This window comes from Stutzerimonas stutzeri (assembly GCF_024448935.1).
In the GTDB taxonomy this organism is placed as follows: Bacteria; Pseudomonadota; Gammaproteobacteria; order Pseudomonadales; family Pseudomonadaceae; genus Stutzerimonas; species Stutzerimonas stutzeri_AO.
This window is the reverse complement of sequence record NZ_JAMOIE010000011.1, coordinates 57093-79249: the sequence shown is the minus strand read 5'-3', so window position 1 is coordinate 79249 and position 22157 is coordinate 57093. Positions and strand designations below refer to the sequence as shown.

Annotated in this window: 19 protein-coding genes and 1 pseudogene; 8 read left to right on the top strand and 12 right to left on the bottom strand. The window is 62.5% G+C overall.

Features of this window, described 5'->3' with window-relative positions; translation table 11 throughout:
- Positions 1 to 111: 111 nt before the first annotated feature.
- Positions 112 to 759: an adenylate kinase gene (adk, locus tag NA637_RS05290; protein ID WP_256071287.1), complete on the bottom strand. Its 648-nt coding sequence runs from the start codon at positions 757 to 759 to the stop codon at positions 112 to 114.
- A gap of 255 nt (positions 760 to 1014) precedes the next feature.
- Positions 1015 to 3651 carry a phosphoenolpyruvate carboxylase gene (gene ppc / locus NA637_RS05285; RefSeq protein WP_256071286.1) on the bottom strand — a complete coding sequence of 879 codons (2637 nt, stop codon included), beginning with the start codon at positions 3649 to 3651 and terminating at the stop codon, positions 1015 to 1017.
- Positions 3652 to 3850: 199 nt separating this feature from the next.
- Here ppc and NA637_RS05280 point away from each other — a divergent pair, with 199 nt between their 5' ends.
- The 3 genes from NA637_RS05280 to NA637_RS05270 all read left to right on the top strand — a co-directional run bounded on the left by NA637_RS05280 (position 3851) and on the right by NA637_RS05270 (position 5674).
- Positions 3851 to 4201 (top strand): pilin assembly protein, encoded by a 351-nt coding sequence (locus NA637_RS05280; RefSeq protein ID WP_256071285.1) that lies wholly within the window; start codon positions 3851 to 3853, stop codon positions 4199 to 4201.
- 247 nt (positions 4202 to 4448) lie between these two features.
- The gene (locus NA637_RS05275; RefSeq protein WP_256071284.1) at positions 4449 to 4847 is read left to right on the top strand and encodes a DUF4398 domain-containing protein; all 399 of its coding nucleotides are present in this window, start codon (positions 4449 to 4451) and stop codon (positions 4845 to 4847) included.
- Between the two features lie 44 nt (positions 4848 to 4891).
- Positions 4892 to 5674, top strand: coding sequence for an OmpA family protein (locus NA637_RS05270; RefSeq protein WP_256071283.1), 783 nt, complete (start codon positions 4892 to 4894; stop codon positions 5672 to 5674).
- 79 nt (positions 5675 to 5753) lie between these two features.
- On the opposite strand, the gene NA637_RS05265 is transcribed toward NA637_RS05270, so the two are convergent.
- The 9 genes and pseudogenes from NA637_RS05265 to NA637_RS05225 all read right to left on the bottom strand — a co-directional run bounded on the left by NA637_RS05265 (position 5754) and on the right by NA637_RS05225 (position 14298).
- Positions 5754 to 6092 carry a hypothetical protein gene (locus NA637_RS05265; RefSeq protein ID WP_256071282.1) on the bottom strand — a complete coding sequence of 113 codons (339 nt, stop codon included), beginning with the start codon at positions 6090 to 6092 and terminating at the stop codon, positions 5754 to 5756.
- 329 nt (positions 6093 to 6421) lie between these two features.
- Positions 6422 to 7351, bottom strand: coding sequence for a 2-hydroxyacid dehydrogenase (locus NA637_RS05260; RefSeq protein WP_256071289.1), 930 nt, complete (start codon positions 7349 to 7351; stop codon positions 6422 to 6424).
- Positions 7352 to 7402: 51 nt separating this feature from the next.
- Positions 7403 to 8149, bottom strand: a complete 747-nt coding sequence (locus NA637_RS05255; protein ID WP_045425379.1) for a class II aldolase/adducin family protein — start codon at positions 8147 to 8149, stop codon at positions 7403 to 7405.
- A gap of 65 nt (positions 8150 to 8214) precedes the next feature.
- Positions 8215 to 9897 carry a long-chain fatty acid--CoA ligase gene (locus tag NA637_RS05250; RefSeq protein ID WP_256071281.1) on the bottom strand — a complete coding sequence of 561 codons (1683 nt, stop codon included), beginning with the start codon at positions 9895 to 9897 and terminating at the stop codon, positions 8215 to 8217.
- Positions 9898 to 9918: 21 nt separating this feature from the next.
- Positions 9919 to 10701 (bottom strand): 5'/3'-nucleotidase SurE, encoded by a 783-nt coding sequence (gene surE, locus NA637_RS05245; protein WP_256071280.1) that lies wholly within the window; start codon positions 10699 to 10701, stop codon positions 9919 to 9921.
- Positions 10698 to 11765 (bottom strand): phosphotransferase, encoded by a 1068-nt coding sequence (locus tag NA637_RS05240; protein WP_256071279.1) that lies wholly within the window; start codon positions 11763 to 11765, stop codon positions 10698 to 10700. The genes surE and NA637_RS05240 overlap by 4 nt, the downstream gene beginning before the upstream one ends.
- Before the next feature lie 11 nt (positions 11766 to 11776).
- Positions 11777 to 12544 (bottom strand): SDR family NAD(P)-dependent oxidoreductase, encoded by a 768-nt coding sequence (locus NA637_RS05235; RefSeq protein WP_256071278.1) that lies wholly within the window; start codon positions 12542 to 12544, stop codon positions 11777 to 11779.
- A gap of 36 nt (positions 12545 to 12580) precedes the next feature.
- The gene (locus NA637_RS05230) at positions 12581 to 13792 is read right to left on the bottom strand and encodes an acyl-CoA dehydrogenase family protein (protein WP_256071277.1); all 1212 of its coding nucleotides are present in this window, start codon (positions 13790 to 13792) and stop codon (positions 12581 to 12583) included.
- Positions 13785 to 14298 (bottom strand): annotated as a pseudogene (locus tag NA637_RS05225) (PaaI family thioesterase). The gene NA637_RS05230 and the pseudogene NA637_RS05225 overlap by 8 nt, the downstream one beginning before the upstream one ends.
- 440 nt (positions 14299 to 14738) lie before the next feature.
- Between NA637_RS05225 and dctP the strand changes: the two are divergent.
- The 4 genes from dctP (at position 14739) to NA637_RS05205 (ending at position 19522) form a co-directional block, all read left to right on the top strand.
- Complete coding sequence (gene dctP / locus NA637_RS05220; protein ID WP_256071276.1) at positions 14739 to 15773, top strand: TRAP transporter substrate-binding protein DctP; 1035 nt, start codon at positions 14739 to 14741, stop codon at positions 15771 to 15773.
- A 78-nt stretch (positions 15774 to 15851) separates the two neighbouring features.
- The gene (locus tag NA637_RS05215) at positions 15852 to 16391 is read left to right on the top strand and encodes a TRAP transporter small permease subunit (RefSeq protein WP_256071275.1); all 540 of its coding nucleotides are present in this window, start codon (positions 15852 to 15854) and stop codon (positions 16389 to 16391) included.
- The gene (locus NA637_RS05210) at positions 16388 to 17698 is read left to right on the top strand and encodes a TRAP transporter large permease (RefSeq protein ID WP_256071274.1); all 1311 of its coding nucleotides are present in this window, start codon (positions 16388 to 16390) and stop codon (positions 17696 to 17698) included. Before NA637_RS05215 ends, NA637_RS05210 begins: the two co-directional genes overlap by 4 nt.
- A gap of 585 nt (positions 17699 to 18283) precedes the next feature.
- The gene (locus tag NA637_RS05205; RefSeq protein ID WP_256071273.1) at positions 18284 to 19522 is read left to right on the top strand and encodes a TIGR03862 family flavoprotein; all 1239 of its coding nucleotides are present in this window, start codon (positions 18284 to 18286) and stop codon (positions 19520 to 19522) included.
- Positions 19523 to 19895: 373 nt separating this feature from the next.
- Here NA637_RS05205 and xth read toward each other — a convergent pair whose 3' ends face one another.
- Positions 19896 to 20741, bottom strand: coding sequence for an exodeoxyribonuclease III (gene xth / locus NA637_RS05200; protein ID WP_256071272.1), 846 nt, complete (start codon positions 20739 to 20741; stop codon positions 19896 to 19898).
- 272 nt (positions 20742 to 21013) lie between these two features.
- On the opposite strand from xth, the gene NA637_RS25490 reads away from it, so the two are divergent.
- Complete coding sequence (locus NA637_RS25490) at positions 21014 to 22012, top strand: methyl-accepting chemotaxis protein (protein WP_423836699.1); 999 nt, start codon at positions 21014 to 21016, stop codon at positions 22010 to 22012.
- Positions 22013 to 22157 lie beyond the last annotated feature (145 nt).

Here is a 22157-nt window from a genome sequence, read left to right as displayed (position 1 = left end):
GGCTGGAGGCTGGACGAAACGGGCCGATGCTCTTTGCGTCAAGCTTTCGTCTACTGTCGTATGCAGCGTTCTCGTCGAGCCTCCAGCGCTCTTCTCGGCTTCACGCTTTTTTCAGCTGAGCGCTGCCATCACCTTCGAGGTGATCTCTTCCACGGAGCCGACGCCTTCGACGCGGCTGCACTTCGGCGTGCCTTCGGCCGCTTCGAGGTTCTGATAGAACGCAACCAGCGGCTTGGTCTGGGAATGATAAAGGCTCAGGCGATGGCGGATGGTTTCTTCCAGATCGTCCTTGCGCTGAATCAGCTCTTCGCCGGTCAGGTCATCGACGCCAGCCACCTTTGGCGGGTTGTGCTCGGTGTGATAGACACGACCTGACGCCGGATGCACACGGCGACCGGACAGGCGACTCACGATCTCTTCATCGTCTACCGCAATTTCCAGTACGTGGTCCAGCTTGACGCCAGCATCACGCAGTGCTTCGGCCTGTGGAATGGTGCGCGGGAAGCCATCGAAGAGGAATCCGTTGGCACAATCGGGCTGCTGCAGACGCTCCTGGATCAGCGCGATGATGATTTCGTCGGAAACCAGACCACCGCTGTCCATCACGTCCTTGACCTGCAGGCCCAGGGGCGTGCCGGCCTTGACCGCTGCACGCAACATGTCGCCGGTGGAGATTTGCGGGACGGAGAACTTCTCGGTAATGAAGCGTGCCTGTGTGCCTTTCCCGGCACCCGGCGCTCCCAGCAGAATGACGCGCATGGAGTGAGTCCTCAAGTTTGCGAAGGGATGCCGCCAGGATCGATGCAACGCACCCTCACCTCTGGCGAATCGGAAATTCTGGTTTGCCGCCATGTGACAAAAGGTTGAACACGATACACAGCGCACAGAATGCAGACAAGCGGCGCCCATTGTGTCTTGGCATGCCGACCCCGCGCCGCGTGCGGTGCCGATAAAATGCCGCTCACTGCCCATGGTGGCGGTTGCCAGACGCCACCTGAGCGAGACGGCGAAGAATCAACCAGTGTTGCGCAGCCCTGCGGCAATGCCCGCGACGCTGACCAGCAAGGCCTGCTCCAGAGGGCTTTCCGCCGGGCTTTGCTGTTGCCGTGAACGTGCCAGCAGTTCGGTCTGCATCAGATGCAGCGGATCGAGGTAGGTATTGCGCAGACTGAACGCCTCCAACGTTGCAGGGCTGTGCGCCAGCAGCTCTGGCTGCCCGGTCAACTCAAGCACCGCCGCTACAGCCTGCGACAATCTGTCGCGCAAATCGCGCCCCAACGGTTGTAGCTCTGCGCTGACCAGTCGCGCGTCGTAGCGTTCGGCTATTTCCGCGTCAGCCTTGGCCAGGACCATTTCGAGCATGTCGATGCGGGTGCTGAAAAACGGCCAGTGCTGGCGCATGGTCTTGAGCCGTTCACTTTCACCTCGCTCCAGCGTCCCGCGCAGCGCCTGCTCCCAGCCCAGCCAGGCGGGCAGCATCAGCCGCGTCTGGGTCCAGGCGAAGATCCAAGGAATCGCTCGCAGGCTTTCGACACCCCCCTCGCGACGCTTCGATGGGCGGCTGCCCAGTGGCAGACGCCCAAGCTCCTGTTCGGGCGTCGCCTGGCGGAAATACTCGACGAACTGCGGATGATCGCGCACCACGCTGCGGTAGGTCGACACGCCGTCCGCTGCAAGCTGCTCCATGGTTTCGCGCCAGTCCGGCTCGGGCATCGGCGGCGGTAGCAGGGTCGCTTCGAGGACGGCAGCCAGATACAGGCTGAGGTTCTGCTCGGCGATATCCGGCAGGCCGAACTTGAAGCGGATCATCTCGCCCTGCTCGGTGGTGCGGAATCGACCCGCTACCGATCCGGGTGGCTGCGAAAGAATCGCCGCATGCGCCGGTCCGCCGCCACGCCCAACCGTGCCGCCACGGCCATGGAACAGCAGCAATTCAACCTGATGGGCACGGCAGATCTCGACCAGGCTTTCCTGCGCACGGTATTGCGCCCAGGCAGCCGCCGTGGTGCCGGCATCCTTGGCTGAATCCGAGTAGCCGATCATTACCTCTTGCGGGCCGTGGAGCCGCTGACGATACCCCGGCAACCCGAGCAGTTTGTCGATGGTCGGCCCGGCATTGTCGAGATCGGCGAGCGTCTCGAACAGCGGCACGACCCGCATCGGCCGTTGCAGCCCAGCCTCCTTGAGCAGCAGCTGTACAGCCAGCACATCCGAGGCGCCCTTGGCCATGGAGATGACATAGGAGCCGAGCGATGCACCGGGCGCCTGCGCCACCACGCGGCAGGTATCCAGCACTTCCGCCGTTTCGGCCGAGGGCTTGAAGTTCGGAGGTAGCAAGGGCCGACGGTTGTTCAACTCCGATTGCAGGAAGTCCAGACGCTGCTGCTCGTCCCACCGATCGTAATGGCCGATACCCAGGTAGTCGGTAATTTCGGCCAACGCGGCAACATGCCGGGACGAGTCCTGGCGGACATCCAGGCGCACCAGAAACAGACCGAAGGCAGCAGCCCGGCGCAACGTATCGAGCAAGTCGCCATCGGCAATCATGCCCATGCCACAGGCATGCAGCGAGTGGTAACAGAGCGCCAACGGCTCGCACAGGTCCCGATTATCGAGCAACACCTGCGCCGGTGCCGGCTGGTCATGCTCGATAGCACCGTTCGCCCAGTCACGCGTGGCTTGCAGGCGCTCGCGCAGGGTCCTGAGCAAGGCCCGGTAGGGCTCGGCCGACTGCCCGCTGCGGCGGAGCAGTTCATTGCTGGCGGTCTGCATCGACAATGCCGTGATCAGAGCGTCGATATCGCGCAGGAACAGGTCTGCCGCGACCCAGCGTGCCAGCAGCAAGACCTCACGGGTCACCGTCGCCGTCACGTTGGGGTTGCCGTCACGATCGCCGCCCATCCACGACGCGAAACGGATCGGCGCGACGTCCAGCGGCAGGTGCAGACTGGTGCTGCGTTTGAGTGCTTGATCGGTCTGGCGCAGCACGTTCGGCAGCGCTTGCCACAATGAATTTTCGATAACGGCGAAGCCCCACTTCGCCTCTTCTACCGGTGTCGGTCGGCTGCGACGAATCTCCTCGGTGTGCCAGGCCTCGGCCACGAGCCGCTGCAGACGCAGCTCGATCTTGGCCAGTTCTCCCTGACCAAGATCGGTGTGGTCCCGCGCCGCCAATTGCGCGGCGATGGCGTCGTATTTCTGGATCAGGGTCCGTCGTGAGACTTCGGTCGGATGCGCGGTCAACACCAACTCGATGTCCAGGCGGCCAACCTGGCGCGCCAGAAACTCCTGACTGAAGCCTTCACCCTTCAGGCGTTCGAGCAGGTCACCTAATGCACCAGCTTCGGACGGGGCCGCTTCGTCAGGTCCACGCCTGCGCACCTGGTGATATTGCTCGGCGATATTGGCCAGGTTGAGAAACTGACTGAAGGCGCGGGTCATCGGCAGCAGCTCGTCATCGCCCAGCCCGTCGAGCGTTTCCTGCAACAGCCGGGCCCCATCAGCCGAGCCACGGCGCGCGCCCTTGGCGCCCTTGCGGATGCGCTCGATCTTGTCGAAGAAGGCATCGCCGTGTTGCTCGCGAATTGCATTGCCCAGGAGCTCGCCGAGCAGATGAACGTTTTCGCGCAAACGCGCGTCGATCTTCGCCATGTTCGCCTCTCTTTACAGGCCGCCGCATCGGCAGCACGTAAAACGATGCTGTCGATGCTGAACGGCTACGCTGTATGAACCGTCCAAACAGAGTGCACAGCGTCTACGACGAAGACAAGGCATAGCAGAACACGCCTGTCGATGCTGGCTCGTAATACCCGCCAATATCGCTCGCCAAGCGAGCTAAGGATGGAGCTAGATGAAAATTTCAGAACTGGTCCGGGAATGGGAAAGCAGCGCCACCGGCCGCATGAGCGCCGCGCAGTACACCATTCCGCTGGATGTCGAAAGTGCGGCAAGGCTGGCAGCGCTGGCCGAGATGTATCCGAAGCGCAGCACCGAAGAGCTGTTAGGTGAACTGGTGGGTGCAGCGCTTGAAGGGATCGAGACCAGCCTCCCCTACGAGCAGGGCTCCAAGGTGATCTCGACGGACGAGCAAGGTGACCCGATCTATGAAGACGTTGGGCCAACGCCGCGCTTCCTGGCCTTGTCACGCAAGCATCTTGAGCGCCTGCTTGCCGAGCGAGCCGAGCAAGCCGAGCAAGCCTGACCGATTCTGAACCTTGGTACCACTGTCGAATGGGCGTACCGAGGTGGCGTGTCATCGCCCCTCGCGCCTGTCAAATGGCTCTAGACAGCCTTTTTTGTCGTTTGGCTTGTTTTGCCGGAACGATTACGCCCAGCCGGCCTCATAGAAACATGCCCGTTTTGATTGCTGACAGTGATGACGAATTCAACGCACAGCCTAACGGGCACTGTTCTCGATATCCCATCCGATATCCCATTGGAGACTGGCCATGAAAATGAACACCATCGAAAGCCCACTGTCGCGATTTCAGCTGCCCAAGCTGGCAGCCGTTGCACTCGGGGGCCTGTTGCTGGTTGGTTGTGCCGGCAATCCGCCAAACGAGCAGTTCGCCGTAACCGAATCGGCCGTGCGTAGCGCGGTGAGCGCTGGGGCCACCGAATATGCCCCGGTGGACATGCGTGCCGCTCAGGAAAAGTGGCAGCAGGCCGAACTCGCGATGCAGAAAGAAAACTATGAGGAAGCCCGTCGACTCGCCGAGCAGGCCGAGTGGGACGCCCGGGTTGCAGAGCGCAAGGCACAAGCCGCCAAGGCCCAGAAGGCCGTTGAGGACGCTCGGAAGGGGATTCAGGAGCTGCGCGAAGAAAGCATGCGCGGCCTTCAGCAGTAACGCCCTTCCCTTCCGCACTCTCATTTAGCAGAGGATGAATCGACATGCATAAGCTAGTAGCCATCCCCACAGCGATCGCCATCAGCATCGGCCTTGCGGCCTGCTCGTCGCAGCCAAACCAGAATCTGGAAACGGCGCGCAGCGAGTTCACGTCACTGCAGAGCAATCCGCTGTCACAGAAATACGCCGCTCTGGAAATCCAGGACGCCTCCAAGCAACTCGACGAAGCCAACAAGGCCTATCTGAACGATGCGGATGAAGAGCGCGTCAACCAGCTCGCCTACCTGGCCAACCGTCGGATTGACCTGGCCGAACAGACCATCGAACTACGCAAGGCCGAGCAAGAGATTGAGCAGGCTTCCACACAGCGCGCACAAGCGCGGCTGGAATCCCGTGAAGCGATGATCCGCCAGCTTCAGCAGGATTTGCAGGCCAAACAAACTGAACGCGGCACCCTGGTGACCTTCGGCGACGTGCTGTTCGACCTGAACAAGGCCGAGCTCAAGGCTGCCGGTATGGGCGACGTTCAGAAGCTCGCCAAGTTTCTCAACGAGAATCCGGAGCGCAAGGTCTTGATCGAAGGCTATACCGATAGCACAGGCTCCGATTCGTACAACCAGCAACTGTCCGAACGTCGAGCTGAAGCGGTGCGCCGCGCGCTGGTTCGCTCCGGCGTGGAGATCGATCGAATCCAGACCGTCGGTTACGGTGAAGCGTATCCGGTTGCGAGCAACGACTCGCCCGCCAGCCGAGCGAGGAACCGTCGCGTTGAAGTCACGATCTCCAACGACGACAAGCGTGTAGCACCGCGCTCCTCGATGGAATAATCGCGACTCGAGCCGCACCGGTGACACCGAAGCCCGCTCTTATGGCGGGCTTCTTGGTTTGCAGCTTTGCACAGCGACGCTATGACTTGTTTGCCGGCGCCCTCTCGGTCGGCACCTGCTGGCCCATACAGCGGATCGCACGCTTTCGATTGTCAACCAGCACGCCGGTCAGGCCCTTCTGCTCGGTATCGAAGAGCACCAGCACGCCATCAATGCACTCTGCAACCTGTGGCGCGGGTTTGAGCGAGACCCGGTAATCTTCGCCGGGAATGGTTTTGAGCATCGTGTAGTCGGCCAGCAACAGAGCATCCTCCGGCTTGGCGATATGCACATAACCGTAGTAGGACAGCACCGCAACGGTGCCGATGACGCTGCCGATAGCGGTGAGAATCAGCGGGATGGGGTTGCGTTCGGACATGACGTGTTCGCCTGATCAAAGAGCCGGTATTGTCGCAAAAATAACGGCTTCAGCGCAGGCGGCGGTGGCTTTGTAGGATGGAATCGCCGAAGGCGCTTCCGTCGGTTACCGCGAACCGGCCACATCCGTTACCCCACCACCGCAACCGCACCCACCCTCTCGATCGTCGGATTACGCCTTCGGCTAATCTACGTGCTATTTCGGGGCCAGGAAACGGTGGAATTCATATTCAACCCATCAAGACACGCTGGCCAAGCCATGAACACTTTGCTGTCACTTCCCGCCCTCTGATCGCCGAGCCAAATAGTGCAACTGGCTTCTACCGGTGTTCAATACCCGCGCTGGATGTCGATGACACCGCTGATGGACTCACCCTGCTCCAGCGAGGCGATCTTGCCGGCGATCTGCTCGATGGTGGCTTCGCGCAAGGTGCGTGCCGAGACATGCGGGGTGATGGTTACCTGCGGCATGGTCCAGAACGGATGCGTCGTTGGTAACGGCTCCTCACGGAACACGTCGAGCACTGCCCGGGCCACCTTGCCCTCTTCGATGGCACGGCAAAGATCCTCATCGATCAGGTGCTCGCCGCGCCCGACGTTGATCACCACCGCATCAGGCCTGAGCCGCGACAGCAGCGAGTGGTCGATCAGATCGCGCGTACTGTCGGTCAGCGGCAGCGTGTTGACCAGCACGCGCGTTTCAGCGAGGAAATCATCGAGCTCCACCTCGCCAGCAAAACTGCGCACCCCGTCTATGCCAGGTGCGGAACGCGACCATCCCATAACCGGGTAATCCAGCGTCGCCAGCGTCTTGGCGACCCGCTTGCCGATGTGCCCGAGCCCGAGCACACCGATCGGCCACTCGCTGCGCTCGATGGGCCGCCGTAACTTCCACTGTCCGGCCGCCTGCTGCTCACGATAGGCGTCCATGTCACGGCTGATGCCAATCACATGATAGGCGACGTACTCCGCCATCTGCACCGCCATACCCGCATCTTCCAGGCGCACTATGGGGATGTCGCGCGGCAGGTTAGGTATCCGCACCAGCGCATCCACGCCTGCGCCAAGGTTGAACACCGCCTTCAGTTGCGGCTCCTTGTCGAACAGCGTCGCGGGCGGATGCCAGACGATGGCGTAGTCAGCGGCGCAACTCGGATTGTCCGGCTGCCAAACCTGGACTTCGGCGTCTGGCAGGTGTTGCTGGATCAGGCTGGTCCAGCGCTCTGGCTTGGGGTCGGCGGCGACGAAGAGGATTTTCATGGTCACTCAGCTTTATTCCTTGGAAGACATCCGGAACGCGCTAGCGTAGCGCTATATCGCATAGACGTGACCATTGGCTTCCAGCAGACGCAACAATGCGGGCCAGGTCAGTTTGGCGGCGCTGCCCAGTTCGGCCGATTGCTGGCGAGTCGTCTCGATGGCAGCCGCTGAAGGCATATGGGTCGGGCCGCAGGCCTGAGCGCGCACCTGAATCTCGCAGGCCTTCATCAGGAAATAGAGGTAGGTGAAGGCTTCGGCGACCGTGCCGCCTGCCGTCAGCACGCCGTGGTTGCGCAGCATCATCATTCGCTTGTCACCCAGGTCGCGGATCAGCCGCTCGCGTTCGCTCAGGTCCAGCGCGACGCCTTCGTACTCGTGATAACAGAGGTGATCGAGGCAGAGCATGGCCGTCTGGCTCAGCGGCAGGAGCCCATCGCGATGCGCCGACACCGCGACGCCATCGGCGGCATGAAGGTGCATGACCGCACCGGCATCTTCGCGGCCCATGTGTACCGCGCTGTGGATGGTGAAACCGGCCGGGTTGACCCGGTGCAGGCTGCCGCTCTGAACGATCTGCCCCTCCTGATCGACCTTGACCAGCGACGAGGCGGTGATCTCCTGAAACAGCAGGCCGTAGGGGTTGATCAGAAAATGGTGTTCCGGCCCGGGTACGCGGGCGGAGAGATGGGTGAACACCAGGTCATCCCAGCCGAAATGCGCGACCAGTCGATAGGCCGCCGCCAGATCCTTGCGCACCTGCCATTCGGCTTCCCGGTTCGTAGCGGTTGAATCTTGCATAGCATCTGCTCCGTTGATTTCGAAGGCGCCAGCCGGCGCGTGGCCTTGCAGTGGCTTTGCTGCCGTCAGGCCTGCTCGGTGCTGGCGGCGTGTTTGCGGTTCTCTTCTTCCTGCAGCGCACGCCACATCAGTTTGCCCGTGGAGGACCGCGGCAACGACGCGACGAACTCCACGTAGACCGGTGCCTTGTAAGCGGCCATCTCGGCCTTGCACCAGTCGATGATGTCCTGCTCGCTGACCTGCCCGGCCTGCCCATCGCGCAGCACGACGCAGGCCTTGACCGTCTCGCCGCGCTTGGGATCGGGCCGCGAGATCACGCAGCACTCCTGGATCGCTGGGTGGCGGTACATCAGGCTCTCCACTTCCGACGGCCAGACCTTGAAGCCGGACGCATTGATCATCCGCTTGAGCCGGTCGACCAGGAAGAAATAGCCCTCTTCATCGTAGTAGCCCATGTCGCCGGTGCGGAAGAATCTGTGGCCGTCCAGTTCGATGAATGCGCGCTCGGTCTCTTCCGGACGGTTCCAGTAGCCCTGGAACAGCTGCGGCCCGCGGCTGATGATTTCGCCTACTTCGTTGGGGCCAAGCTCCTGCCCGGTATTCAGATCGATGACGCGGCTGTCCACGTCGAATACCGGAATCCCGAGGCACTGCGCCTTGGGTCGCGGCACCGGGTTGATATGGGTGGCCGCGATGGTTTCGGAAAGCCCATAGCCTTCGATGTAACGCAGGCCGGTCAGCCGATACAGCTTCTCCTCAACCGCCTTGGGCATTGCTGCGCCACCGCCGCCGACGCTGACCAGGCTGGAGAGGTTGTAGCGCTCCAGGTCCGGATCGGAGAGAAAGTCGATGGCCATCGTGGCGATATTCACCCAGCCGTTCACGGCGTGGCGCTCGATCAGTTGGGCCGCAACTTTGCGGTCCCAGCGGGTCATGATCACGGCGGTGCCGCCATTGTAGATCGGGCCGCTCATGGCGCCCTGCATGCCCGTGACATGAAAGTAAGGCAGTGTCGCGAGGATTACCGATTCGCTGGTGCTGTTGGTCCAGACCACGCGATGGATGATGGTCGCCATCGCCGAGCGATGGGTGTGCATGCAGCCCTTCGGCGCGCCGGTGGTGCCGGAGCTGTAGGGAAACACGCACAGATCGTCCGGACCGGCAGTGTGCGGCCCCGCCTTGTGACCGGCAGCCAGAGCGTCGCTCCAGGCGATGCCGCCGGCGAAGTCCGGCGTGACGGCCGGCGCCTGCACCTCGGCCGGCAGCGCCAGGTCGGTGGGCTGGCGAACGTATTGCGAGTAGGCCGCAACGACTACCTGACGCAGCTGCGCCGTGCCGACCAGGGGCGCGATGAAGCCGGTCAGCTCCTGCCCGCAAAAACATACGGCCGCGCCCGTGTCGTGCAGGTAGTGCTCCAGCTCGGCGCTGTGGTTCATCGGATTGACCGGTACCACCACCGCGTCCGCGCGCAGGATTGCGTAGTAGGCGATGGTGAATTGCGGCGCGTTCTGCATATACAGCAGCACCCGATCGCCCTTGGCGACGCCCAGGTGCTGCAGGTAACCGGCCATCGCTTCGACTTCGCGCAGCAGTTCAGCGTAGGTGATCAAGGTGTCGTAGAAAACGATCGCCGTCTTGTCCGGGAAGCGGCGCGTGGATATCTCGAGATTGATGAACAGGCTGGTTTCCGGCACGCTCAGGTGCTTGGGCAGATCCTCGGGCCAGACCGCATGATGGCGAGTAAACATTTCTGAACTCCTGAACCGCTGTCAAAGGGCCAGGTCGGCCATGGCCCGTTCTTCGCCCCACTCGAGCCAGCCCCGGGTGTCGCGCAAGGGTGTGATCGCGATGCACTTATCACGCAGCGCAGCGACATCGGCCTCAGGGGCGACGATATGGGCAGACGAATGCTCGAAGCCAAGCCACCAGTACGGCAAGCCGCGCCCGTCACGCCCCGCCTGCAAACGCGGCCGGGTGATCGAGCCGCGCGATTGCCGGGTCATTCGCAGATGGCTGACGAGGTCAGCCGAACAAGCCGGGAAATTCACGTTCCAGCAACAGCCGTTTTCTTCACGACGCGCCCAGAGCGCACGGATCGTGGTTGCCGCGTAGGTCTCGACACAGGACCAATCGATTCCTATGCGGTCAATAAAGGCCTGGCTCAGGCCGATCGCCGGAATGCCCAGCAGGTCGGCGCTGAGTACCGCGCCGAGGGTGCCCGAATAAGGCACCGAATCGCCGATGTTCGCCCCGCTGTTGACGCCGGACAGCACCAGATCTGGCGGCGAGTCCTGCAGCCATTCGGCCATGGCGAACATCACGCAATCCGATGGCGTTCCCGAAACGGCGAAACGCCGCTCACCATGGTGATACACCCGCAGCGGCGCGTGCACGGAAATGCCCTGACCGGTACCGCTCTGGTCGTGCTCGGGCGCCACCACCCAGACCTCTTCGGCCAGTTGCGCGGCGATCCGCTCGAGCAACGCCAGCCCCGGCGCAGCGATACCGTCATCATTGGTCAATAAAACGCGGCGTAGCAACGAAGCGCTCATACGGTCACCCCGCTGCCATTCTGGGCGATCCGCCAACCTGCTTCAGCCAGCAGTCCGGCGCGCTGGCCGACCTGCAACGCATCGGCATTGCTGGCATTGCCCTGCAACGCCCGTGCATGGACGCCCTGCAGGATCGCCGCGAGCCGGAACAGTGAAAACGCCACGAACACATGCCAGTCGTCGACGGCGCCGCGCCCGCTCATCAGGCAATACCGTTGCAGCACCTCTTGCTCGGACGGAACGCCCTGCGCCTGCAGATCGATGCCGATCAATCCACGCAGCCCGTCGACACCCGCCGGCAGGTGATACGGCAAGCAGAAGTAGGCGAGGTCCGCGAGCGGATGGCCGAGGGTCGACAGTTCCCAGTCGAGAATTGCCGCCACCTTCGCCTCACTCGAATCGAAAATCAGATTGCCGAGCCGGTAGTCGCCGTGGGCAATGGCGCACTCGTCGCGCTGCGGCGCCTGGTCAGGCAACCAGCGCATCAGTTGCTCCATCGCCGGCATGTCGCCGGTCCGGGACGCCTGATACTGGCCGGACCAGCGCTTCACCTGGCGCGCGAAGTAGCCCTGAGCCTTGCCGAAATCACCCAGGCCCACCTTTTCGACGTCAACTTGATGAAGCTCGGCCAACGTATCGATGGCGGCCAGATGGATCGGCTGGCGTTCGGCGGCAGTCAGGTCATTCAATGCTGGATCGCTGAAGATTCGTCCCTCTATGTGGTCCATTACATAAAAAGGGGTGCCGATGATGGTTTCGTCCTCGCACAGCAGGTGTACGCGTGGCACCGGAACAGTGGTGTGCTCGGACAGGGCGCGGATCACCTTGTATTCACGCTCGACCATGTGCGCAGACGGCAACACCTTGCCCGGCGGTTTCTTGCGCAATACGTAGCGGCGACCGGCACTTTCCAGAAGGTAGGTGGGGTTGGACTGGCCGCCCTGGAACTGCCGAACCTTCAGTTCGGGGTCCAATTCGGGCAGCTGCTGCCGAAGGTATTGAGCCAGCGCCGCCTCATCAAAACGATGCGCGGGAAGCACGTCAATCAATTCGGGTTCGTTCATCGCTGCGCCCCTCAGCATGCGGTTTCGCCGCCATCCGCGACGATCACCTGCCCGGTGATGTAGGCACTGGCGGGCGCCGCGAGAAAGACTGCCAGCCCGGCGATGTCCAGCGGTTCGCCGATACGGCGCAGTGGCGTTTTCTCGGCAGCACGGCGGACTCGCTCCGGATCATCGAGCAAGGCCTTGGCGAAATCGGTACGTACAAGTCCCGGGGCGATGGCGTTGACGCGGATGCCTTTCGGCCCCCACTCGGCCGCCAGATTGCGCGCCAGTGCTGCTTCGGCGGCCTTGGACACGCCGTAGGTGCCGATCACCGTGTTGCCGCGCAGCCCGGCGATGCTGGAAAGCATGATCACCGCACCCGCCCCTCGCTCGGCCATCTGCGGCAGGACCATGTTGGACAGCCAGAAGGTGCCCTTGACGTTGGTGTCCATGATCTTGTCCCAGGCGTCGTCGGTCAGCTCGCTGGTCGGTCCATAAACCGGATTGGTGGCGGCATTGCAGACCAGCACATCGATGCGCCCCCACGTCTGCAGGGTGGTGTCGACCACGCGCTGCAAGTCCTCCTTGCGCCCAACGTGGCACGGCACGGCGATGGCCTCGTGGCCCGCCGCTTTCAGCTCGGCGGCGACTGCCTCGCAGGCGTCGGCCTTGCGGCTGGAAATCACGACCCGCGCGCCACACTTGGCCATTTCCTCGGCAATTGAACGGCCGATGCCGCGGGTGGAGCCGGTAATCAGTGCCACCTTCCCGGACAGATCGAATAAGGGGTTGGTCATGTAACTGCATCCTTCTTCTTAGGTTTTGTCGGAAGCTCAGCGCTTGCTGGAGTAGCTCTTCAATTCGAGCTTGGCGATGGCGTCCAGATGCACCTCGTCCGGGCCGTCGGCCAGGCGCAGGGTGCGCTGGTGCGCCCAGGCCGCGGCAAGGAAGCTGTCCTGGCTGACACCCTTGGCGCCATGCACCTGAATCGCGCGGTCCAGCACCCGCAGCGCCATGCTCGGTGCGGCGGCCTTGATCATCGCGATTTCCTGACGCGCCACCTTGTTGCCGACGGTGTCCATCATGCGTGCCGCCTTCAGTGTCAGCAGACGGGTCTGTTCGATCTCGATGCGCGAACGGGCGATGTCCTTGCGGATCGAGTCGAAGTCGGCCAGCGACTTACCAAACGCGACACGCGAATGCACCCGCTCGCACATGGCTTGCAAGGCCCGCTCGGCTACGCCGATGGTGCGCATGCAATGGTGGATGCGGCCCGGGCCGAGCCGCCCCTGGGCGATTTCGAAGCCGCGGCCTTCGCCGAGCAGCATGTTGCTGGCAGGCACCCGGACGTTGTGGTAATGGATTTCGGCATGGCCATGAGGCGCGTGGTCGTAACCGAACACGTGGAGCGCACGGACGATCTCGACGCCAGGCGTATCCAGCGGCACCAGGATCATCGACTGTTGCCGATGCCGCTCGGCCGAAGGATCGGTCTTGCCCATGACGATGGCGATCTTGCAGGTGGTGGTCATTGCGCCTGACGACCACCACTTCTGCCCATTGATCACGTACTCGTCGCCTTCACGGCGGATCTCGCAGGCGATGTTGGTCGCGTCGGATGACGCAACCTCGGGTTCGGTCATGGAGAAGCAGGAGCGAATCTCGCCGTTAAGCAGCGGCTTGAGCCACTGTTCCTGCTGCTCTGGCGTGCCGTAGCGCGCCAGCACTTCCATGTTGCCGGTATCCGGTGCGGAGCAGTTGAAGACTTCGGCGGCGACATGCGAGCGGCCCATGACTTCGCAGAGGTGGGCATACTCGAAGTTGGTCAGCCCGGCGCCGTGTTCGCTTTGCGCAAGGAACAGATTCCAGAGTCCCTGCGCTCGGGCTTTAGCCTTGAGTGTTTCGAGGATAGGCGGCGGTGCCCAGCGATTGCTGGCGTTGGCGACCTGCTCGTGAAAGACATGTTCGTTCGGGTAGATATGTTCATCCATGAATGCCGTGAGTTGCTGCTGGAGTTCCAGCGCCTTGCCGGTCAGTTCATACATTGCCGTCTTCCTTCTTGTTGTTAGGTGCGAGGAAATCCATCGGCACGCCTTGCGCCTGCTCGCTACCGGAGCGCAGTCGGCAGGTCGCTTCGCCGATTGCCAGCAGGCAATCATCCAGGTCGCGCACCTCGCCGGAGCTGTTGAAGATGCGCGTGCCACCGGCACGGCGCCTACCGATCGCACGGATGACGCCGCCCGAGCATTGCCCGGTGAAGGTGGTGTTCAACTAGCGTGATGGCCTTGCGGACGCGTCCCGGATAGGGGCAATAAGTGCCAGCCTCGGCCAGCACCACGTCTAGCAAGGCCGTCATCACACCGCCATGAAGCACGCCGGCCATATTCAGGTGACAGGCCTGGACGTCCAGTTCGATCACCGCCTCGTCTTCCGTCCAGGAAACCTGGCGATAGCCAAGGACCTGATGATGGCCCGGCAGGTCCCTGCCTCCACTGGCCGGCAACTGATTGGTCCGGCTGTCTCCGCCGGTGAGTCCGGTCTGGTCGCTCATTGCGCATCTACCGCGCGGTGAGAGTCAGCACCTGAACGGGCGCCTGGGGACTGCAACTGGATATTTCTCGCTATGAGGCGCATGGCGAGCCCTCTCGATTGTTTTTTGGCGAGCCCTCTTCCTTTCGAAGCTGGCATACCTGAAACATCACGTCAATTCGAAATCCAGTTCCATCAGGCAGAATTATGACGGCCCACAAACAGAACCGTCTAAGCTCAACCTCCGCTGGACAGACGGGCCACGGGCCACAAGCAAAGCACGACGCCCGGGTGCCCGCTGAGGAAGCCAGTGATGGCGTTCTGCTATCGCTTGAAAAAGCCACGCGCTATGTTAACTTTCGGTCAGCCCTGCAGAAAACAGTTTTGCTGTGCGAAACACAAAGCAATATAAGCGATACCGAGATGGCCCGCAGCCAGACAATTACAACAAGAGGACGCGTTATGAAATCCATGCTCAAAAAGCTACTCGTTCCCGCAGGCCTGTTAGCACTGACGGTTTCCGCCATGGCTCCGCAGATGGCTGTTGCACAGGACGTCACCAAATGGCGCGTGCAATCGCATTGGCCGAGTGCCAGTAGTTCCTATCAAGACAGCCTCGTCAGACTCAAGAATGAAATCGAGCGACGCACCGACGGTCGTCTGGAGTTGCAGCTGTTCGAGTCGGGCGCGCTGTTCAAGCCGCAGGAAACCTTCAACGCCGTCAGCCGCGGCATTATTCAGATGGGCACCATTTCCCCCGGCTATGCCCAGGACAAGATGACCCTTGCCGGTATCGCCTCCGGCCTGCCCTTCGCTTTTCAGAATGTCTGGGAGGCCGCGTACTTCCATAAGCAGATGGGCTTCGAGGACATGCTTCGTGAAGAAGCCGCGCAACACGGCGTGTATTGGTCGACCGACAAGGTCTACCCGACTGAAATGGTGGTGAAGAAGCCGATCAACAGCTGGGAGGATTTCACCAAGCTGAAGATTCGTTCATCCGGTGCCCTGCAGAAGTTTCTCGACGAGGCTGGCGCTTCGACCACCTACCTGCCTGGCGGCGAACTGTACCCGGCGCTCGATACTGGCGTGGTTGATGGTGCCCATTGGGGTGCCGTGCAAGGTGCCGCCAGCATGAGCTTCTACGAAGTGGCGAAGAATCACGTGCGACCAGCACTGAACATCGCCGGCACCGATGTGATCATCATCAGCCAGAAAGCGCTGGACAAGCTCTCCGAGCGCGACCAGGAGATCGTCAAACAGGTCCTCGATGAGCAGTTCTGGTATCGCACCAACGAGTACCTGTATCAGGAACAGATCGCCTTGCAGAAGGCCATCAAGGAACAGGGCGTGCAGGTCAACCTATTGCCGGAAGACGTTCAGGCTCGGCTCCGCGAAGTTGCGAAGAAGACCTGGGAAGACGAAGGCAAGCGCAGTGACAAGTCGGCCGAAGCCCTGCAAAAGCTCAAGACTTTCCTCAGTGACCTCGGCTACCAGTAAACCCCTCGCCTGACCCATCCTCGGCGCGATCACGCGCCGGGGGCGCGATTCGCTCAATCCTTGCTCGTGGGGCCTGTCATGCGCCTGATTCATGCCTACATCAACGGCATCACCCGGCTCAACGAATTCATTGGCCGCTGGGTGGCCTATCTGATCGTCCTGATTTTCATGCTGCTGCTGCTCGAAGTCTTCATGCGCTATCTGTTCTCGAGCCCGACCTCCTGGACCAACGAACTCGGACAGATGCTGTTCGGGGCCTATGTCGTGCTGTCTGGCGGCTATGTCATGGCGCACCGGGACCACGTCAATGTGGATTTGCTCTACGCCTCCTTCGGTCCGCGCACACGCGCCTGGGTCGATATCTTCACCTCCAGCATGTTTTTTCTGTTCATGGCCGCACTGCTGTATTTCGGCAGCTCCATGGCCTGGGAGTCGATTCAGGGGATGGAAACCTCGTACTCCGCCTGGAATCCGCCGATCTGGCCGATCAAGGCGATGATCCCGCTCGGCACCCTGCTGTTGTTGCTGCAGGGGATCGCCAAGCTGCTGCAGGACATTCTTATTGCGCTAGGACATGAATCACCCAGCGACACCAGTCACGTGGGGGACGCGCAATGAGCATCGAAATCACCACGCTGCTGTTCTTCCTGACACTGGTCTTCTTTCTGGTACTCGGCTTGCCGCTGGCCTTTGTGTTGGGCGGTGTCTCGGTGCTGTTCCTTTACTTCACCTGGGGCGTTGACGCCTTCTATATGGTCGCCTCGCAGATGTGGGGCACCATGGAAAGCTTCACGCTGGTGGCCATTCCGCTCTTCGTATTCATGGCCATGCTGCTCGAACGAACCGGCGTAGCACGCGACCTCTATCGCATGATGCACCTGTGGTGCGGAGGCATGCGGGGCGGGCTGGCAATCGGCACGCTGGGGATCTGCGCGGTGTTCGGTGCCATGGTCGGCATCAGCGGCGCGGCGGTCGTGGCCATGGGCACCATTGCCCTGCCCGCGATGCTCGAACGCGGCTACGACAAACGGATGGTGCTCGGCTGCATCAACACCGGCGGTGGCTGGGGCATCCTGATTCCGCCAAGCATCATGATGATCCTCTACGCGATGATCAGCGGTCAGTCAGTCGGCAAGATGTTCGCGGCGGGCGTCTTGCCGGGGCTGTTGCTGGTTGGGCTGACGGTCACTTACGTGCTGGTGCGCTCGTTCCTGCAACCCCACCTGGCACCCGCTTTACCCAAGGAAGAGCGCGGCAGCTGGGGCGAGAAACTGCGCGCGGTACGCGCGGTGCTGCTGCCCATCGGCATCGTGATCATGGTGCTCGGCTCGATCATTGGCGGCTTGACGACCCCGACCGAGGCAGCCGCCATGGGTGTATTCGGCGCGCTGATCTCCGCTGCCGTCTACCGCAAGCTGAACTGGCCTGTGCTGCAGGAAGCCGCCATCCGCACCTTCAAACTGACCGGCATGATCGCCTGGATCCTGTTCGCCGCCCATGCGTTCAGCTCGGCGTATCAGGGTATGGGCGCGCAGTCGCTGATCGAAGGGCTGATGATGGATCTGCCTGGGGGCCGCTGGGCCATCATCATTTTCATGATGGCGATCGTCTTTGTCATGGGCATGCTCCTCGATCCCGTCGGCATCATGCTGATCACGCTGCCGGTATTCCTGCCGATCGTCGCTTCACTCGGCTTCGATCCGATCTGGTTCGGCGTGCTGTTCGTGATCAACATGGAAATCGGCTACATGACGCCACCGTTCGGGTTCAACCTGTTCTACCTGAAAGGCATCGTGCCGCCTGGCATCACGATGAAGGATATTTATTGGTCCGTCATTCCCTTCGTAATCGTCAACATCATCGGCATGGGCATCATCATGCTGCTCCCGGAAATTGCTACCTATCTGCCAAACACGCTGTTCTGACGACGGGTCGCTGAATCGGGTAGGAGGCTGGATTGCTCCCGCCGTCCTCTCACACCACCATATGTACGGTTCCGTATACGGCGGTTCCCGCCTACTGACAAACAGCCTCAGCGAGCTTGGTTCCGTTGATGTGTCGCCAGTCAGGTGCAAACCCAGGTTTGCAGATTTGCGGTTTGCACTTGGCGGCCGTGACCCGCTCCAAAGGCGAGCGAGGTAATCCTGAAAACAATGGGGCAGTGGCAGCGGCCGCTATCCGCCTAGAGGCCCCGGAAAGCAGACGAGGTTGAGCAGCCTTCCGGTCACCAATCAAGACGAAAAAGGCGCTTGAGCGTCCACGGCAGATGGCCGTACCGGCAGGCTTTTGGATCCGATCCGAACCGGTTCGCAGCAACCCGCAGCGCTTCGATTCCGCACTTTCAACAGTCGCTTGATGCGGGGTACCCCCCGCCACCACGAGTGAACCCCAACCGTTCTCGGTTAGGTTTTTTCTTACTCCGCACCCCGCCCCCGCGCTCTCCGCCATAGCTGCAGACTTCCCATCGCAAACCGCTAGAATGGCCGGCCCTGAACCACGGCCGCGTTCCAATGCGTATCCCAAAATCTCGCGTCGCGATCGTTGGCGGCGGCCCCGCCGGACTGATGGCTGCCGAAGTGCTGAGCCAGGCGGGCGTTGCCGTCGATCTGTATGACGCCATGCCCTCGGTCGGTCGCAAATTTCTGCTGGCCGGCGTCGGCGGAATGAACATCACCCATTCCGAGGCCTTCGAGCCATTTGTGGCGCGCTATCGCGAGCGTGCCGCCGAACTGCGCCCGCTGCTGGACGCCTTCAACCCCGAGGCCTTGCGTGAATGGATTCACGGGCTGGGCATCGCCACCTTCGTTGGCAGTTCCGGGCGAGTGTTTCCCGCGGACATGAAGGCTGCACCGCTGCTGCGCGCCTGGCTGCGCCGCCTGCGTGATACGGGCGTGCAGATCCATACGCGCCATCGCTGGCTGGGTTGGAACACCGACGGCAGCTTGCGTCTGCTCGCGCCGTCGGGTGAGATCAGTGTCGACGCCGACGCGGTGCTGTTCGCGTTGGGCGGTGGCAGCTGGGCACGCCTGGGCTCCGACGGTGCCTGGGTCCCGGTGCTGGAACGCCGCGGCATTGCAGTCAACGCGCTGCGGCCCGCCAACTGCGGCTTCGAGGTGGCAGGCTGGAGTTCGCACCTGCAGGAAAAGTTCGCTGGCGCGCCGCTGAAAACCGTCAGCCTCGGTCTCGCCGAGCGCGCGCCACGCAAGGGTGAGTTCGTGGTCACCGCCACCGGCATCGAGGGCAGCCTGGTGTATGCGTTGTCCGCCGAGATCCGCCAGGCGATCGAGCAGAACGGTAGCGCCACAGTCGCGCTGGACCTGCTACCCGATCATTCGCTGGAGAGGATCATTCGCACCTTGGCCAAACCGCGCGGCTCGCACTCCATGGCCAAGCACCTCAAGCGTCAACTCGGTCTTGATGGCGTCAAGGCGGGGTTGTTGCGGGAACTCGCGCCCACTGACGCCTTCGATGACCCGCAGCGTTTAGCGACCGCGATCAAGGCCCTGCCCATCGAGTTGCTGCGCCCCCGCCCGCTGGACGAAGCCATCAGCAGTGCCGGCGGCGTGCCGTTCGAGGTGCTGGACGACGGCCTGATGCTGCGACAGGTGCCGGGCGTGTTCTGCGCCGGCGAAATGCTGGACTGGGAAGCCCCCACCGGGGGCTACCTGCTGACCGCCTGTTTCGCCAGCGGTCGAGCGGCAGCGGTGGGCATTCTGCGCTGGCTGGGGATTGCTAGGCATGGTGTCTAGAGCGAACATCATCGATCCACTGCTGGAGCCCTGCATGCCCGCTTCCCCCTTGCCTTGCGAGCGTTACGCGACCTGCAAGCATTGGCGTTGCGTGCCCGTCGCGGCAAGGCGCCGGAACTCAAACTCTCGCCCAAGGGGCTGGCGCTGTTGGAAGGACTTCTTACCACGCCTGAGGCTGCGGGACTTTTGAGTATCTTACATTGGCCGAGGAGCAGACTGCGATGGAACTGGTCGAGCCAGGTACGCAACGGCAGCACGCAAAAGCCGCTGTCCAGACGGGCGCACGACGCGGGCGATGGACACGGGCGATGCACGTGGCTAGCGGCTCCAGTGGAACCGGATGATGCTGGCCTGTAATCCGGCGCCAATGAGGTTACTGGCTGGTGTTCCTGGCCTCGCTGCGCTTGGCCGGTTTTTCAGGCTTGGTCTGCGCAGCTTCACCGCGCAGGGTAATCCACGTCGGCGCATGGTCGCTGGCATGCTCCTGGTCACGCACCCAGCGGTCCACCCCGGCATCGACGAGGCGCGGCGCCAGATCAGCGCTCAGCAACAGATGATCGATGCGCAGCCCGGAATTCTTCTGCCAGTGCTGGCGGAAATAATCCCAGAAGGTGTAGATCCGCTCATCCGGGTATTTGGCGCGCAACGCGTCAGTCCAGCCCTGCGCCAGTAGACGCTCGTAGCATGCACGGCTCTCGGGCTGCAGCAGCGCGTCCTTGGTCCAGGAGCGAGGATCGTAGATGTCTTGGTCGGTCGGCACGACGTTGTAGTCACCGGCCAGGACCACGGGATGGCCATTGTCGAATAGCCCGGCGGCGTGTTCGATGAAGCGCTCGAACCAAGCGAGTTTGTACTGGAACTTCGGCCCCGGCTGCGGATTGCCATTGGGCAGATAGAGACAGGCGACGATCACGCCATGGGCTGCGGCTTCGAGGTAGCGGCTATGGCTGTCGTCCGGATCGCCGGGCAGGCCGCGGCGGATTTCCAGCGGATCGCCGCCACGGGCGAGGATCGCCACGCCGTTCCAGGACTTCTGCCCCTGCCAGACCGCGCCATAGCCGGCGCCGCGAATGGCGTCAATGGGAAAGTCGGCATCCGCCGCCTTCAGCTCCTGCAGGCACGCCACGTCCGGCGCCTCGCGCTCCAGCCATTCGAGCAGGTTCGGCAGCCGGGCACGAATGCCGTTGATGTTGAAGGTGGCGATTTTCAGCGTGTCCATGGGCGCTCCTGACGGTTACCGGCCCAGTTGAGACTGGCAAGCCCGCGCGACAGTTCGCTTTGACGACGTTGGGTTGAGGAGCGCAGCGACGAAGCCCAACACCTTCGTGCCCGTTGGACTTCGCTGCGCTCAGCGCCAACCTACCCGCGAGCTCCCGAGCGCTCGAACTTCGGCTGCATTCGGTCTTGGAAAGAGAATTGCTTGGCAATCAACCAGTGACGGTCGACACGAGAGCGGCCGCCGCGCACCACCTACTCGAGGAGAACCGGCCGATGTGGTTCAGCAACGCTTCCCGGAACCTGGCCGATGAGCTCGGCGCCCTATTCGATCGCTTGCTCGCCGAGCAACCGCTGCACCTGCGCGCCCAGCCCAACCTGCAGCGCCAGCCGCACCTGCTCGCCAGCCTGGAACGCCTGCAGCGCCATTGCGAGGACCTGCAGCACCTTCGCCGCAGCGCCGAAAGCGCCCCGCCGCCGCCCTGTACGCCGGCGCAGTACGCCGAGTTGCAGCGCCGCCTGGAAATGTCCGAGGCACGCACCGGCGAGCTGCAGCGGGAACTGCTCGACAACCGGCGGCAACTGGCCGAACTGCAATCGGAACGCGGTGCCTGGCAGGCAGAGCGGCAGGTCTGGGAGCTGACCAAGCGCACCCTGACCGAAGGCTGCTGGGACATGAACGTGGTCGACGGCGACCCCGACCACCCGCAGAACCTGATCCGCTGGTCCGATCAGTTCCGCGCGCTGATCGGCTACCGCCGCGAGGAATTCCCCGACGGCTGGGACAGCTACTTCGCAGTGGCCAACCCGGACGACGTGAAGAACGTCATGCGCGTCTTCGGCGCGGCAATGGCCGATACCGAAGGCGATGGCTCCTATGCCGTGGAATACCGCATGCGCCACAAGACCCGCGGCGAAGTATGGTTCCGCGAACGCGGGCGCTGCCTGCGCGACGCCCAGGGCGTGCTGCTGCACATCACCGGCGCGGTGCGCGAGATCAGTGACGAAAAAGCCGCCGCCGAGATGCACGAGCGCGAGCAGGCCAGCATCCAGACCACCTACGGGCAGATCGCCCAGGTCGCCGGGGTGATCAAGGGCATCGCCGAGCAGACCAACCTGCTGGCGCTCAACGCCGCCATCGAGGCGGCCCGCGCCGGCGAGCAGGGGCGCGGCTTCGCCGTGGTGGCCGACGAGGTGCGCAATCTCGCCCGGCGCACCCAGGAATCGGTGCAGCAGATCCAGGCCATGCTGCAGAACAGGAAGCCGGCGAGCTGAGCGTTCGCCACGGTTTCGAACCAATTTCAGGCGCCCGCGTGGGCCTTTTGAACAGAAAAGGGGCACACGTTCGGCACAACAAAATCTCGCAAGCCTTCTACGACGCAGCCGAGCGGTTCTGGCACAGGGCTTGCTTTTTCTTGAT

What these genes read in the sequence shown, in the direction of transcription:
- adk (WP_256071287.1), bottom strand. Translation starts at nt 759, where the DNA reads ATGCGCGTCATTCTGCTGGGAGCGCCGGGTGCCGGGAAAGGCACACAG.
- ppc (WP_256071286.1), bottom strand. Translation starts at nt 3,651, where the DNA reads ATGGCGAAGATCGACGCGCGTTTGCGCGAAAACGTTCATCTGCTCGGC.
- NA637_RS05280 (WP_256071285.1), top strand. Translation starts at nt 3,851, where the DNA reads ATGAAAATTTCAGAACTGGTCCGGGAATGGGAAAGCAGCGCCACCGGC.
- NA637_RS05275 (WP_256071284.1), top strand. Translation starts at nt 4,449, where the DNA reads ATGAAAATGAACACCATCGAAAGCCCACTGTCGCGATTTCAGCTGCCC.
- NA637_RS05270 (WP_256071283.1), top strand. Translation starts at nt 4,892, where the DNA reads ATGCATAAGCTAGTAGCCATCCCCACAGCGATCGCCATCAGCATCGGC.
- NA637_RS05265 (WP_256071282.1), bottom strand. Translation starts at nt 6,092, where the DNA reads ATGTCCGAACGCAACCCCATCCCGCTGATTCTCACCGCTATCGGCAGC.
- NA637_RS05260 (WP_256071289.1), bottom strand. Translation starts at nt 7,351, where the DNA reads ATGAAAATCCTCTTCGTCGCCGCCGACCCCAAGCCAGAGCGCTGGACC.
- NA637_RS05255 (WP_045425379.1), bottom strand. Translation starts at nt 8,149, where the DNA reads ATGCAAGATTCAACCGCTACGAACCGGGAAGCCGAATGGCAGGTGCGC.
- NA637_RS05250 (WP_256071281.1), bottom strand. Translation starts at nt 9,897, where the DNA reads ATGTTTACTCGCCATCATGCGGTCTGGCCCGAGGATCTGCCCAAGCAC.
- surE (WP_256071280.1), bottom strand. Translation starts at nt 10,701, where the DNA reads ATGAGCGCTTCGTTGCTACGCCGCGTTTTATTGACCAATGATGACGGT.
- NA637_RS05240 (WP_256071279.1), bottom strand. Translation starts at nt 11,765, where the DNA reads ATGAACGAACCCGAATTGATTGACGTGCTTCCCGCGCATCGTTTTGAT.
- NA637_RS05235 (WP_256071278.1), bottom strand. Translation starts at nt 12,544, where the DNA reads ATGACCAACCCCTTATTCGATCTGTCCGGGAAGGTGGCACTGATTACC.
- NA637_RS05230 (WP_256071277.1), bottom strand. Translation starts at nt 13,792, where the DNA reads ATGTATGAACTGACCGGCAAGGCGCTGGAACTCCAGCAGCAACTCACG.
- dctP (WP_256071276.1), top strand. Translation starts at nt 14,739, where the DNA reads ATGAAATCCATGCTCAAAAAGCTACTCGTTCCCGCAGGCCTGTTAGCA.
- NA637_RS05215 (WP_256071275.1), top strand. Translation starts at nt 15,852, where the DNA reads ATGCGCCTGATTCATGCCTACATCAACGGCATCACCCGGCTCAACGAA.
- NA637_RS05210 (WP_256071274.1), top strand. Translation starts at nt 16,388, where the DNA reads ATGAGCATCGAAATCACCACGCTGCTGTTCTTCCTGACACTGGTCTTC.
- NA637_RS05205 (WP_256071273.1), top strand. Translation starts at nt 18,284, where the DNA reads ATGCGTATCCCAAAATCTCGCGTCGCGATCGTTGGCGGCGGCCCCGCC.
- xth (WP_256071272.1), bottom strand. Translation starts at nt 20,741, where the DNA reads ATGGACACGCTGAAAATCGCCACCTTCAACATCAACGGCATTCGTGCC.
- NA637_RS25490 (WP_423836699.1), top strand. Translation starts at nt 21,014, where the DNA reads ATGTGGTTCAGCAACGCTTCCCGGAACCTGGCCGATGAGCTCGGCGCC.